The 12,822-nt window shown below is 44.6% G+C and carries 11 protein-coding genes and 1 pseudogene; 9 read left to right on the forward strand and 3 right to left on the reverse strand.

Going from position 1 to position 12,822, the window contains the following annotated elements; genetic code table 11:
- On the forward strand, positions 1-399 hold the full coding sequence (locus tag CHI14_RS11870) for a hypothetical protein (RefSeq protein ID WP_170948105.1): 399 nt from the start codon (positions 1-3) through the stop codon (positions 397-399).
- A 298-nt stretch (positions 400-697) separates the two neighbouring features.
- On the opposite strand, the pseudogene CHI14_RS11875 reads toward CHI14_RS11870, so the two are convergent.
- Together CHI14_RS11875 and CHI14_RS11880 are read right to left on the reverse strand one after the other, a co-directional pair.
- A pseudogene (locus CHI14_RS11875) lies at positions 698-1,040 on the reverse strand (DUF1801 domain-containing protein).
- 5 nt (positions 1,041-1,045) lie between these two features.
- Entirely contained in the window at positions 1,046-1,618 is a 573-nt protein-coding gene (locus CHI14_RS11880) for a GNAT family N-acetyltransferase (protein WP_170948106.1), read from the reverse strand.
- Positions 1,619-1,875: 257 nt separating this feature from the next.
- On the opposite strand from CHI14_RS11880, the gene CHI14_RS11885 reads away from it, so the two are divergent.
- The 7 genes from CHI14_RS11885 (at position 1,876) to CHI14_RS11915 (ending at position 10,589) form a co-directional block, all read left to right on the forward strand.
- On the forward strand, positions 1,876-2,343 hold the full coding sequence (locus CHI14_RS11885; protein ID WP_095288652.1) for a GNAT family N-acetyltransferase: 468 nt from the start codon (positions 1,876-1,878) through the stop codon (positions 2,341-2,343).
- A 213-nt stretch (positions 2,344-2,556) separates the two neighbouring features.
- Entirely contained in the window at positions 2,557-3,909 is a 1,353-nt protein-coding gene (locus tag CHI14_RS11890; protein WP_141236665.1) for an amino acid permease, read from the forward strand.
- A 307-nt stretch (positions 3,910-4,216) separates the two neighbouring features.
- Positions 4,217-5,605: a WXG100 family type VII secretion target gene (locus CHI14_RS11895; RefSeq protein ID WP_095288653.1), complete on the forward strand. Its 1,389-nt coding sequence runs from the start codon at positions 4,217-4,219 to the stop codon at positions 5,603-5,605.
- A 13-nt stretch (positions 5,606-5,618) separates the two neighbouring features.
- Positions 5,619-5,909 carry a hypothetical protein gene (locus CHI14_RS11900; RefSeq protein ID WP_095288654.1) on the forward strand — a complete coding sequence of 97 codons (291 nt, stop codon included), beginning with the start codon at positions 5,619-5,621 and terminating at the stop codon, positions 5,907-5,909.
- 983 nt (positions 5,910-6,892) lie between these two features.
- Positions 6,893-7,756 (forward strand): prohibitin family protein, encoded by an 864-nt coding sequence (locus CHI14_RS11905; protein WP_095288655.1) that lies wholly within the window; start codon positions 6,893-6,895, stop codon positions 7,754-7,756.
- A 69-nt stretch (positions 7,757-7,825) separates the two neighbouring features.
- Positions 7,826-8,575 (forward strand): endonuclease V, encoded by a 750-nt coding sequence (locus tag CHI14_RS11910; protein ID WP_170948107.1) that lies wholly within the window; start codon positions 7,826-7,828, stop codon positions 8,573-8,575.
- Positions 8,576-8,864: 289 nt separating this feature from the next.
- The gene (locus CHI14_RS11915) at positions 8,865-10,589 is read left to right on the forward strand and encodes a methyl-accepting chemotaxis protein (RefSeq protein WP_249281077.1); all 1,725 of its coding nucleotides are present in this window, start codon (positions 8,865-8,867) and stop codon (positions 10,587-10,589) included.
- A 129-nt stretch (positions 10,590-10,718) separates the two neighbouring features.
- On the opposite strand, the gene CHI14_RS11920 is transcribed toward CHI14_RS11915, so the two are convergent.
- A complete protein-coding gene (locus CHI14_RS11920) occupies positions 10,719-11,630 on the reverse strand; it encodes a LysR family transcriptional regulator (protein WP_095288658.1) in 912 nt (303 codons plus the stop codon).
- 132 nt (positions 11,631-11,762) lie between these two features.
- On the opposite strand from CHI14_RS11920, the gene CHI14_RS11925 reads away from it, so the two are divergent.
- A complete protein-coding gene (locus tag CHI14_RS11925; RefSeq protein WP_095288659.1) occupies positions 11,763-12,806 on the forward strand; it encodes a 2,3-butanediol dehydrogenase in 1,044 nt (347 codons plus the stop codon).
- The last annotated feature ends 16 nt before the right edge of the window (positions 12,807-12,822 follow it).

Raw genomic sequence — 12,822 nt, forward strand, 5'->3', positions numbered from 1 at the left:
ATGGGCTATGAAAGAATAAAGGATGCAGTAGTATTCGGTTTTGAGGAATATACAGAAGAGGAAGGTTTAAATGTAGCACAGACTTCAGCGAAAATTTTAGAGGAGGAATGGAGAAGAGTAAACGATAGTTTGTTTACTAAAACGTTATATTTTATTTCAATTGCAATAGAAAGTTTGAAGTATAAAGAAATTGCTGATTTTATATATTCTAGACTAGATAGTTACCTGGAAAATACTAAATTTGAAGAGCATATTGATAAAAATGAAATTGAAATGCTGATGCAAGACATTCAAAATTGTAAAAAGTTAATTGATAATAAAGGGGAATATACAATCAGGGAAACAAGCGATTCTGCTAAATCAAGAGTAGAATATATCTTAAGTTTGAAAGCTGATTAATTTCTGTGCGACTTAATTATTCTACATCTATACATTTGCTTTAATCTTCCAAATAACTAATCGGGTACATCAACAGGTTGATTAGGGTGAGATTCCCTCATGATTAACCTGTTTTTTTGTTATCTTCGAATTCTAACGGGATCTCCCATATTGGCCGTGAACGTCAGTGGGAATTAGATAATAAGAATCATAAATATGATTCAATTAAAGTAACAATCAAGCTGACGCTCACGTGCAGGAATAAGATCTCGCCCGCTCACTAGATCTGATCAATTACAGCCCCCAATTGTATATCCTTCTACAATTCTGCAGATGCCTGCGTCAGGAGACCAGCTAGCCATTCATAATCCGGCGTATCCTTTTCCTTGATTTTAATCGTTTTGCGTTCTGCTGGTCCTTCAAATACTCCATCGGGCAGATCAAAGAGCAGCCGCATTAAAGATGGTGAAGGATACCGCCTGCTTGGAAGGAGAGATGACCGCGGCATATTTGCCGTTCTTCAGGAAGTGAGGCTTCTTGTATTGTATGCGCTCCTGCGCGTCCGGAATGGAATCGTGCACGAGCTGGCGTAATTGTCCTGCTACGGCGATTTGCCAGGGGATTGAGATCTGTTCGATAAACTCCGTGACTTCTGTATTCAAGGTCATTATTGTTCATCCTCCATTTGTATTGGATTAAGTGCTTCCCACTCCGGCTTCAGAATGCCCATCATCAGGCGGTCATAACGCCGTCCGTCCCGGTATACCGCAGAGCGTGCTCGTCCCTCCAACTGAAAACCGGCCTTCTCATAGGCACGAATCCCTTTTGCATTATAGGAAATGACGTCCAGCCCCACACGATCGAGGTTCATCTCATGGAAGGCATATCGCAAAATCAGATGCAACGCTTCTGTTCCATACCCTTTGTTGCGATGTTCGGCGAGTCCAATGCCGATGGCCAGCTGCCCGCAGCGATTATTCCATTCAATGCTGTGAATGACGACAAAACCGATCAATGTATCCTCTTCGTGTGTTCGAAGCCTGAAGTATACTTCTTTGTTTTTCGTTTCCCCCTCATCCTCCAATTGCTTCTCCGAGTAGGGAATGGCGATATCGGTATCCACATTACGAAGATACTCCGGATCTTCATTCCATTGCAGCATTGTCTGCACGTCTCCCTCACGTGGAGGTGTCATTTTCAATCGTTTGCTATAGAACAGGTTGTCCGTTGTCAGTGTCATGTTGGTCTCCTTTGAAGATAAATGAAGCTCGCTTCACCTCAGTACGAAAATGAACTGTATGGTTGCTGCTCGATATCTTCGCCCCTTTGGAAAAATCAGATAGCCCCATCATACTGGAAATTTTAGGGGATCACAATATGCATTTCAGTGGGTTTTCTTAATCTCTTGTCAGTAAACCTGCCACGGTAGTAAGATGAAATCATAAAGTTTAAAAACAGCAATGGAATACACCAAAATTGTTGGCAGGAGTGGTTGTTATGGAGATCAGAGTGGATGATTTGAGTGGGGATCAGGTTAAGGGGTTAATCGCAGAACATTTGCTGGGCATGGCCGAGGATTCACCGCCAGAAAGCATACATGCACTGGATTTGGATGGGTTGAAGAAACCCGAGATTACATTCTGGTGCGCATGGGAAGGTGAAGAATTGCTGGGATGTGGAGCCATGAAGGAATTGAGCGCCGAGCATGCCGAACTGAAATCGATGCGTACAGCCAAGGCTCATCTCCGAAAAGGCGTAGCGAGACAAATCCTGACTCACATCATTGAGGTTGCCAGAAGTCGGGGGTACAAGCGCATTAGTCTGGAGACCGGGTCGATGGATTCGTTTATCCCGGCACGCCGGATGTATGAAGACTTTGGATTCGAATACTGCGAGCCTTTTGCCGATTATGTATTGGACCCGAATAGTGCATTTATGACGAAGGAGTTATCACCGCTCGAATAGTTCTCCTCGTTGTTTCAATTTCATTTACAAAAGGGTAATCAACCAGGATTCTGCCTACGTCGGGTTCTGGTTTTTTTGGCGTGGCCGATGAATTGAATGAATTTGCCATAACGAATCTCTGTGCTGAGGCATGAACAATAGGGTATACTGGAAATTATGTTATAAAAGCTTGAGAGAAGATTACAGACGTTGTTGACATCAGGAGGACTTGAATTGGCTCAGACAGAAGGAACATTACAGAAAAAGCTTAAACCAAGACACATCAGCTTCATGGCCATGGGCGGTGTCATTGGAACCGGAATTTTCAAAGGCAGTGCCGAAACGATCGGACTCGCAGGTCCGGGCGTTATTCTAACGTACATCTTTGCAGGACTGTTACTGCTCGTTGTAATGGCAGCGATGGCGGAGATGGCTACCGTCTATAAAAACAAAAACATGAAGGACTTCGTGCAGGAAGCATTCGGTAGCAGGGTTTCCTTCGTTATGGGGTGGATGTACTGCTTCCTATGGTTATCCGTATGTGTCATTGAGGTAATTGCTGCGGGGAGCTTCTTGCAATATTGGTTCACGGAAGTGCCGCTATGGATGCTGAGTCTGGCATGCGCGGCATTTATTATGCTCGTCAATCTGCTGAGTGTTGGGGTGTTCGGGGAGTTTGAGTTTTGGCTGGCAGGCATCAAGATTGCCATGATCATTATATTTATTATGCTGGGTGCTGCATTGATCTTTGGCATTATTCCAAGTGATAACACGCCTTATCTGCAAAATTATTCGCAAGCCGGAGGTTTCCTTCCGAATGGATGGTCATCGATCTTCTCCGCGCTGCTGGTGGTCATGTTCTCGTATGGAGGTTCGGAACTCATTGGTCTGACGCTGACGGAGACGGAAAATGCGGACAAGGTCATGCCGAAAATTGTGGGCAATTTCATGCTCCGGATTATTTTGTTCTTCACGCTGCCGATTCTCATCATCTGTGGTCTGATTCCATGGAATGAGCTCGGACCAGACAGCAGTCCGTTCGTACAAGTACTGGCTTCCACAGGTCTGCCTGGTGCAGCGCATATTATGAACTTTATTTTGGTGACCGCAGTGCTATCGGCTGCCAATTCCGGCATCTACGGCGCATCCCGGATGCTTCACTCCATGGCGGTGGGTGGTGAGGCTCCCAAAGCACTGTCCAAAACCAATCGGAGCGGCAGTCCGGTAAATACACTCTTGGTCTGTTCCGTTATTTTGCTCGGAGGCTCCATGCTTGGACTGTTCGCTCAGGATCAATTGTTCCGCGTATTGCTCGCAGTGCCTGGGTTCGTCGTGATGCTTGTATGGATCTGCATCGCCACTTCCCAGTTAAAATTGCGGAAGAGATACCCTGTCACACCGACATTCAAAGTGTGGGGATTTCCTTACGTAACTGGACTGGCCGTACTGGCCCTTAGCGTGATTGCGGTGATGTTCATATTCGATGAGGGCAATCGATTCAGTATCAGTATCTGCCTCGGTGTCCTTGCCGTATTGATTATCTGGTCCCTGATCCGGTTTAGGAAGTTAAGTGGACAGGAAGTTTAAGGTTTGCAGAAGTAAAATTGAAGAGCAGAGGTATGTACCTCGAAATGGACCAAACATCTCGGCATGTATGCCGGGATGTTTTTTATGTGCAAAGGAATGAGCTTAGAGTATAAGGGAAGATATGATCTGTTACATTTGGGAGATATTGGGGGTAATACGAACTATGTAAATAAACCAGCAGTCGCTACGAAATAATTTTGTTCCATTTTATAATAGAAGGCCAAGTGTATATATTTGAATCAATTCAATATTTCGTGCCTGCCGTATTCTTATAACAACGTAATACATATTTCGAACGAGGTATCATATGACAACGATAAAGGTAACACCTGAACAATTATCATCTGTTTCTAAACAATTTGCAGTCGCACAGAGCCAGGTTTTTCAGATGAATAGTATCCTGAAACAACATTTATTCGAGATCGAAAGACAGTGGGATGGAAGCACAAAGGAAAAGTTTTACGTTGATTTTGTGGTTGCCCAAAAGATAATGGATAACTTTGTTTCATTATCTCAGTCGATTTCGAAAGAACTCGAAGGACATGCAGAAAAATTTAGACTTGCAGATCAGCAAGCAGTGCAATCTTATGATTCGAGGTGTGCACCCCCACCGCCGGATGAATGTAGGGGTCCGGCAACGGACAACCGTAATGCATTCCAAAAATCAGCTGACAGCTTGGCCGAGTTGGGTCGTGCATTTATGCAATCTGCGGACGATCGATATCAAAAACGTTATGATAGTGTAGGGGGATTCCTGGATTACTGGACGTTTGGTATTCCGAGTGGACTGGTTCAGGGATATGTAGACCGGGCGGATAAAGCATTTAACTCCCCCAATGATACAGCAAACTGGCTTACATTCGGTATTCACGGCACGATTAGGGAGGCTACTATGCCAACCAATGCCTGGTCCAGCGAACACTGGGCGAATATGATTGGTATGGGAGGGCTGATGGTTGGTACCGGATATGCCTCTTCTATGATCAAACCGCATAATCTACTGACATCTTCAGGAGGGGGCGCGAAAATAAATTCGTTCACACGTCCATCGGGTACAGGACAAATGACGGGTGGATTTAATGGCTTTCAGGATCCCCGCATTCGAGTATTGGACAATATTGCCGAGAGTAAAAAGGCGAGAGAATCATCTGGATTTTCCGAGTTTCTGGAGAAGGAAAAGGAAATAGGAAAAGGGGATCATCGTCAGATATCTTCAGACGGTTTGAGGAACGAACTAGAACTAACAGATGCCCAGAAAACCGAACTGGTTAATTACTCTAAAAGATTAGGTTTCCCAGAAGAGAATATAGTGTTTCGGGAACATTGGAATACCGGAATGATGTATGACAGACTGTATATCAATACAGACGTTCTACCTGCAGAGTCCCATGGAATTGGCACATTGAGTGCCAACGCACGTGTTTCGGGTAGAGCTACTGTAGCTCATGAAATTATTGGACATTATGAAGCGTTTAAAAGCGGAAGAGCCTTTGAACTATATAATCTTGATGATAATACGTATACACGGAATTTTGCTTTAGACGAAGCTCAAGCCAGCATAAGAGCAGCGAGATTTGCTCCCGAGTTAACTTCTGTAGAGAGAATAACACTATTAAGAGATGCAATTACTAGATTGAAAAATGCAAATCTCCGTGTACGAGATGTCAAGAATGAACTTTATATTCAACATAGATAGAAAGGAGATTAGTATGTATAAATTGATGAATGTTGGAGATGTTTTTGAATCATTGGAATATGGCACTATTTTAGTGGGGATCAATCCTGAACTTGATGATCTCAGCCATGATCAAATTAAAAATCGCATCGATAATCGTATTGTTATTAGAACACCTGATAAAAAAGAATTTTCAATAGAAGTGGTTTCAATACAAATCTCAAGTTCATTAATGAATAAGAAAAGCATTGGTATCTGTGTTGGTAGATCAATCAACCAATCTGAAATTCCCCTTAACTCAGAAGTGTATACAGACAAATCTTAATGAATTTAATGTCATGATTAGATGATGGTTGCCTTACACAAAGAAAGATGAAAATATTGAATAAAGGAGGTTTAGTCTGACTAGTTCGATTGAGGATATTTTAATTATAGCTTGCAAGGGTAAGTATGAAACTTTAGGACTTTAAAAACTTACCTGATGTAATGTCGAAGGAAACATTAAATAAGTACTTTAATGCTTACTTGGATTTAATTGAAAACACCGATGATTTGGACAGCATAGACGTTTTAGAAACGATATCAGAATTAGCTGATAGAAAAGTCTATACTCACGAATTGTTAGAATCTAATCTAAGATCAAGAGTCGATCAATTGTTCTTAATCTTAGGGAGGTTTCATCTGGGGAACTGGTCGATAATTATGCCTATGTAGTTATAAACCGTGAATTATTTAACGAAGAAATTTTGTCAGATCCAACGGGAGTTGGTCATCGAGCTGCACTGGACCCAACATCTCGGCATGTATGCCGGGATTTTTTTTTTTATGTGCAAAGGAATGAGCTCAGAGAGTCTAGATTAGGCGGCAACGTGGGCTTGCTCTTTCATGTGCTTTTCTATGTTGAAAAGGGAGGCGGAGATCCTTGGCCAGCAAGAAGCATTTAGAGATCATTGAAACCAGATATGAAAATAGAAGTATATATTTAGAAGAATTAAATATTTTAGTTAACGATTAGGAGAAGGGAGAGACGGATGTAATAACATTTTTAATAAAGTTTGGTTACGAAGGACTAGCAGGGGGAGAGTTTAAGCAAAGTGTAATTCTAAGTGTGCGAGTTGCTACGTGATGATGAAATTTGTGTTTGGATACAGCCATAGAGAGGGAGGACGAGTATGCCATTCATTGGAGGAATGATTTTAATCTTTATCTTAGCGTTTATTCTATGGTCATTAATGTTCCCGCTATTCAATATGGTAGGTAGGAGAGTGTTGAAAAGATACAACAAATTCAAACAAGAGGAGAATGTAAATGAAGAATCTAAAGACGTTTAAGGTGGGAGCAATCTCAGTAGCATTAGTGATCATTGTAGGAGTAGTATTGATAAGCTTTTTTGTGACACGAATTCCTAACGGTTATGTTGGCGTTGTCTATTCACCAAATGGGGGGGTAAAAGATAATACGCTGAGTCAGGGATGGAAGTTAGTTGGTGCTTTTGATAAGGTAACCAAATATCCAATTAGAATTCAAACCGTTGAATACAAAGATATTCAGATTGCTACGTCTGACGGAAAAAACATCACAATCGATTTTGCTTACAACTATCAAGTAGAACCAAGCCAAGTGTCTTCGATCTTTAATACCTTTGGACCCATTAGCATTCAAGAAATTGAAGATACATATCTGAAAACACGTTTTCGTGATGCTGCCCGGAAAGGTATTTCTAAATTTACTGTAATTGATGTATATGGAGAAAAATCATCTGAGGCTGGCGTAGACGTTCAACAACGTTTCGCAGACGATGTCAAAGAACTAGGATTCATTGTTTCCAATGTCACCGTTGGTGTTCCTCAACCAGATGCAAAAACCCAAGAAGCCATAGATAAACGCGTTGAGGCATCTCAAGAGCTGGAACGTAAAACGACTGAGCTTGAAATTGCGAAGAAAGAGGCAGAACGGAAACGTGTGGAAGCACAAGGTAACGCAGACAAACTATTGATTGAAGCAGAAGGTCAAGCCAAAGCAAATAAAGAGCTTCAACAATCACTTACAAGCCAACTTGTGCAATACGAAACAATTAAGAAGTGGGACGGTGTGCTGCCATATGTCAGTGGATCCAATACACCAATGATTCAGTTACCAACTGCAGCTGCAAAGACAGAAGAGGTAAAATAAATGAAGGGGAGTTTGTCTCCCCTACTGAGGTACAGATATTCCTTAAAAAATCCAGCGGAGAGGTGCCCATTGAATCTACTTAACATTATACCCCCTGAATCATTTAACGAAGAAACCTTTGATCAGATCCAGCGCGAGCTGGTGACAAGAATACACTTGCAGAACAGCTTCAACATGGAGGATGTCCATCTGGTGGCAGGAGTGGATCTGGCGTACTGGGAGGATGGAGACCGGACATTTGCGGTGTGCTGCATTTGTGTAGTGAATTACATTACCCATGAGATAGTGGAAACGAAGTCCTTGCAGGATGAGATCAAGGTGCCCTACATCGCAGGATATCTATCCTTCCGGGAGCTGCCGCTCATTCTGGATACATTCAAACTACTGGAGAATGATCCGGATCTTGTCATGTTTGACGGAAACGGCTATCTGCATCCTCGGCATATGGGGATCGCCACACATGCTTCGTTTTACCTCAACAAGCCTACCATCGGCATCGCCAAGAGTTATCTCCGAATTCAAGACACGGACTATGAGATGCCAGCGAGTGAATCGGGTGCATTCACGGATATTGTGATTAACGGTGAGATTTATGGGCGCGCACTGCGAACGCATGCAGAAGTCAAACCGATCTTTGTCTCCTGTGGCAATGGGATCGATATCGATACCTCTACCGAAGTGACCCTGGCGTTAATTAACAAAGAAAGTCGATTACCCATCCCTGTAAGGCAAGCAGATTTGGAAACGAAAAAGCACCGGGCTGCACTGAAACAAGCAGACGGTAATATAGGCGATAAGGGCCAATCATGCGACGAATAATACGGAAAACTCTAACGACTACGTTGGAGTTTTTTTATTTGCATTATAGCGTAACCATTTTATCTCAAGCAGGCAGCGACAAAGTTCCGTCTAATCGAAGCTGACACAGTGATGATAGCGTTTTAAATATATCCAATATTTTCTTGCTTAATTCGACATATTCATATACTATTTTCCCATACTTAGTGCTTCAAGCCTATGACTTTTGGGTAGGACCGGTGATAGAGGCTTGGGTTTCAGGGGAGAGGAAGAGGAACGGATGGTCAGGTTTTTCAGAAAGCGTTTGGTTGTGCGAATTGTTGCAGTTGTTACACTGGTCATGTTGGTGATCTACACGGGGAGCATGCTGCTTCAGTTGGCCAATATGAAGTTAGCCGCGCAGGAGGCCATTTCAAGTTACAATATCCAGATTGCTCAGAGCTATGTTCAGCAGATGGATACTGCACCCTATGCCGAGTTTGCCCAAGAGCCCAAGGAAGATGAGTTGTTCCTGAAGATTCGTGATGAACTGGACGATTTTCGCGTAAGCATTGGGGCCATGTATGTGTACTTTGTCAAAATAGATGATCAAGGCACGCCGCTTATTATGGTGGATGGCATGAAAGATGCCGACAAGGCTTCTCCGATTAATGAAGTCACCGATATTCCAAGCGATGCTGTCCAGCGGCTGCTGCAAGGGCATACGGCTAGCTCACCGATCATTAACAACGAGGAGTACGGCGAATATATCTCGTCCTATGCTCCGATTCTGGATCAGAATGGCGATATGATTGGTGCGCTCGGAATTGACACGGCTGTATCCGTTATTGGCAGCATCGAGGTAGATATCCTGAAGTCGAGTATACCGTTCTACGGGCTTTTGTTATTCATTACCCTTGCAGGCATTGGTGTGGTCCTTTGGTTCATTGTAAGAGGGCTGCGTCCGCTGCGGCCTTTGAAGGCAAGTGTGGAACAGATGGCACAGGGGGAGCTTGCAGAAGCCAGCCGCATATTGACGTCATATCGCCCGCGCAGCGAAGACGAGATTGGCACGACATATCAGGCGATGACTCATATGTCGGGTCATCTGAATAAAATCGTTAGTGATATGGTCGCAGGTGTATCCGCTACCACCAATATGCTCGCCCAATCGACCAAGCAGTTTAACCAAAGCACCGATGAGATGGTGGGGATGAGTCAGACGGTTGATCAATCCGTTGAACAGATTCGCCAAGGAGCTCACACGCAAAAACAGGGGGCAAGCGACAGCGCCCATGCCATGGAGGAGATCGCTAAAGGCATCACCGACATATCAGAGTCGTCCATGGCTGTATCCGATGCGGCAACCAGTGCACTGACCACGGCGCAAACCGGTAAGCTGAGCATGTCCCGAATGAAGGAGCAGATGCAGAGTATTTCAGCCGTTTCGGATGAAGTGGTGGCATTGGTACATGTGCTGAATAATTACTCCCAAGAGATTGGCGGTGCGCTGCATACGGTAAATGACTTTGCGAGCCAGACAAAGCTTCTTGCACTGAATGCTTCCATTGAGGCAGCTCATGCAGGGGAACATGGCAGAGGTTTTGCCGTTGTTGCGGAAGAGGTCCGCAAGCTGGCCGAAGCCTCGAGCACATCCATGCAGCTCATTTCGGATTTGCTGCTTCGTATCCAGCAGGAGTCCCAGCAGATCGGTTCACAGATGGGAGTGGCCTCCAAGGAGATTGGGCAAGGAGTTACGATCACAGCGGAGGCGGAGCTTGCCTTCTCCCATGTGGTTGAAGCTTTCCAACTGGTGACCAGCCGTATTCAGGAAGTATCAGCAGCAGCAGAAGAGATTTCGGCAGGCTCGGAAGAAGCTGCAGCTTCAGTGAATACCATTTCGCAGATATCTTCCGGGGTTTCGGATCATTCCGATGACATCTACTGCCTGATGCAAGAGCAGAAGATCCTGTTCCAGGAAGTGGCCCGGACATCCGTTTTGCTGGAGCAGCAAACCAATGAGATGAGCGAAGCTGTGAGAAAAGTAAAAGTGTAGGCATCACATAAGAGAAGGTACCCATGCTACTGGAGGAGTTGAAGCAGATCATCCCCAGCGTGTGGTGTACCTTTTTGTTTGGTTTGGACCCTGATTAATGATGCGAATTCTTAGTGAAATTAAAAAAACTTAACTTTTCAAATAATCCAGCTCGATCGCCTGTCTGAACTTCTGGGCAAATCGTTCTGCGGCTACGGCAACCTCCTTGGATTCGGTCTGTACGAAGCCGATTTGCATCTTGGGCTGGTCGATGGAGGCAATCTCGATCATCTTCACAAGACCTTCTTTCCATAATGTATTCTGGTAAAAAGAGAAGTCGTGACCGATGCTGGCTGCTATGTTGTTTCTAAGCACCGTGTTGATCGCTTCCGAATTGTTGGTCTTGAAGAGGATGGATAATGCCCCATAATCGTATGTGAAATCCTTAATGAAATCTTCTATGAAGCCATCGCGGTACAGCGCAAGGGAATGCTCCTTCAGTTGATCCGGCGTCACCCGACTGAGCTTGGCCAGATCAGACTGGTGATGGGTGCCTACAACCAGTTTGCCGGAATACATTGGGCTGAAATGCAGTCCGTCGAATTCACGCAGCTGTTTCGTGTAGATGGCGATGAAGCCAAGGTGTGCCTTGTTGTTCCGGATATCTTCAATAATCTCCATGGAACCTTTCTCTTCAATGGAAATGTTCAGTAGAGGATGCTCCCGTTTCATATCGGCAGTGGTCTGGACAAGATAGTGCATGACACTGGGGAAAGTCGCTACATGCAGGTCGCCTGTGAGGCAGGACGCTTCCACATTCAGCGATTTCAATTCATCAACCCGCTGCAAAATGTCCAGGGCCTTGGCAATGAACTGTTTGCCTTCCGGTGTAGGATGCGTCCCCTGACGGGAACGTTCGAACAGGATCAAGCCAAGCTCCTTTTCCAGACGATGGATGGACTGACTGATGGCCGATTGGGTAACATGAAGGTGTTCCGAAGCGGCGGAGAACGATTGGGTTTTGGCAATTTCAACGACATATTCAAGCTGTTCCAGATTCATGGGCTCATCTCCGTTTTAACATTACTGCTACTAATATTAACATTAGTATCTATAAATATGAATAATAAGTGAACGGCGATATAATATATAGACAAGCTATGTATAAGCTCAATAAAAAGGGGATGGATTTACATGAAAGCAGCAGTATGGTACGGCCATAAAGATGTTCGAGTGGAAGAACGTGAAGTTCCGGTTGCTGGATCCGGACAAGTCAAAATTAAAGTGGAATATGCGGGGATCTGTGGCAGTGATTTGCATGCTTATCACCATGGTGTAGGGATTCAGGAAGGTGAAAATCATCCGCTCTCCGGTCAGAAGGCACCCTTGACATTGGGACATGAGTTCGCCGGAACGGTCAGTGAATTGGGAAGTGATGTAAGCGGTATCAGCGTAGGTGACCGTGTTGTGGTGGAGCCATTGTATCATTGCGGCAAATGCGAATACTGCATCCAGGGACGCTATAATCAGTGTACCGAATTTGGTTTCGTAGGTTTGAATGGTGATGGAGGTTTTGCGGAGTATGTTGTTGTTGAGGCCTATATGGTACACTCATTGCCAGACCATGTTTCTTTTGAAGAAGGAGCACTTGTTGAGCCTACAGCGGTAGCCTTCCATGCCGTTCGCCACAGCAAGCTGAAAGTGGGACAGAAGGTAGCCGTGTATGGTGCAGGTCCAATTGGACTACTGACCATTCTATCTGCAAAAGCGGCAGGAGCTTCCACGATCTATGCGGTTGACGTGTTCGAGGAACGCCTGAATCTGGCAGCTAAACTGGGAGCCATTCCGGTGAACAGTGCCAAAGTGAATGCAACGGAAGTGATTCTGGAACAATCTGGAGGAATTGATGTCGCCTATGAAGCAGCAGGTGTACAACCTACGATGGATAGCGCTGTAGCAGTAGTCAAAAAAGGCGGAGAAGTGGTTGTCATTGCAGCCATCCCTAACCCACTGCAGGTGAACTTCTTCGATCTTCTGGTGAAGGAAGCGAACCTGACGGCTACACTGGCATATCGTCACATTTTCCCTGAAGTGATCTCCCTCATTGCTGAAGGAGCACTCGATGTGAAACAGGTCATTACGAAGAAAATCAAACTGGATAACATCGTGGAAGAAGGACTGGAACTGCTGATGAGCGACAAGAGCCATGCGAAAATTTTGGTGGAGATCGGCGGTTAATAAGCAGTATTACATT

The organism is Paenibacillus sp. 7516, assembly GCF_002272715.1.
In the GTDB taxonomy this organism is placed as follows: domain Bacteria; phylum Bacillota; class Bacilli; order Paenibacillales; family Paenibacillaceae; genus Paenibacillus; species Paenibacillus illinoisensis_A.